The organism is Shigella sp. FC1567 (genome assembly GCF_001743015.1).
Lineage (GTDB): Bacteria > Pseudomonadota > Gammaproteobacteria > Enterobacterales > Enterobacteriaceae > Escherichia > Escherichia coli.
In genome coordinates, this window is the sequence record NZ_MIIV01000305.1 from 1 (window position 1) to 1107 (window position 1107).

The window sequence follows — 1107 nt, forward strand, 5'->3', positions numbered from 1 at the left end:
GAAGCAGAAAAAGCTTATTATGCTTCCATCGGAAACGATGATCTGGCAGCCTGAGTTCACAGATAAAACACTCTCCAGGAAACCCGGGGCGGTTCAATGAGAATGCTGATGACATTGCAGGGCGCTTCACCGGGACGTATACCGGAGCTGATACGCGATCTTGCAAGTATGGGACAACTTGTGAAATTACCGACGAGAAGGGGAAGGGCCTTCCCGAGAGTGGTAAAGGAGAGGCCCTGGAAATACCCCACAGCCCCGAAAAAGAGCCAGTCAGTTGCTTAACTGACTGGCATTAGGCCAAAGGGTCCCGTTTTTTTCCGCCATCATTTCGGAAAAGTGTCCAGAAGGGGCAAGGGGACTCGGGGAGTATAATTTCACCATTCAAAAAGAATGGAAAGAATAATGCAAAACAGAAAATGGATTTTGTCCTCGCTGGTAATGACTTTTTTCGGCATCCCCATACTGACGCAATTTTTGGCGGCGGTTGTTGCTATGCTGGGTGTCGGACTTGCCGGTATTATTGAAGTTTGTAATATCCTTATCACGCCAACAAGTTACCTTCTGCTCAACATTTTTATGCTGGCGCTGGGCGCATTAATGCTATTTTTCTCGGGGCGAGTATGGGCAGGCGATAGTGCACCAGAAAAAAGAGAAATAGCCGTCTGGCGACAATGTCTTTTTTTAGTACCCGGTTTATTAATCCTGGTTGGCTGGATAATCGCGCTGCATCTGGCAGATTATCAATTTCACCAGATGGGATCGGGTTGGTTGGCTGATCTTATGCTCCCCTGGCTGGGCGTTTTGTTAGTCTCAGTAGTCGGAGGTGAGTACTGGTGGATAGTCATTATACCCGTTGGCGCGCATATCAGTTTTTCGCTGGGGTACGGCCGGCGGTAATGACTCCAACTTACTGATAGTGTTTTATGTTCAGATAATGCCCGATGACCTTGTCATGCAGCTCCACCGATTTTGAGAACGACAGTGACTTCCGTCCCAGCCTTGCCAGATGTTGTCTCAGATTCAGATTATGTCGCTCAATGCGCTGAGTGTAACGCTTGCTGATAACGTGCAGCTTTCCCTTCAGGCGTGATTCATACAGCGGCCAGC

1 protein-coding gene and 2 pseudogenes are annotated in these 1107 nt (G+C 48.5%); 2 read left to right on the top strand and 1 reads right to left on the bottom strand.

Going from position 1 to position 1107, the window contains the following annotated elements; genetic code table 11:
- Nucleotides 1–87 precede the first annotated feature (87 nt).
- A pseudogene (locus tag BHE85_RS16265) lies at nt 88–282 on the top strand (IS4 family transposase); the annotation flags it as partial.
- 120 nt (nt 283–402) lie between these two features.
- Nucleotides 403–888, top strand: a pseudogene (locus tag BHE85_RS28255) (phosphate ABC transporter substrate-binding protein); the annotation flags it as partial.
- A 19-nt stretch (nt 889–907) separates the two neighbouring features.
- Here BHE85_RS28255 and BHE85_RS16275 read toward each other — a convergent pair.
- On the bottom strand, nt 908–1107 hold a 200-nt coding region (locus tag BHE85_RS16275), incomplete at its 5' end, for an IS1 family transposase (RefSeq protein ID WP_000327172.1).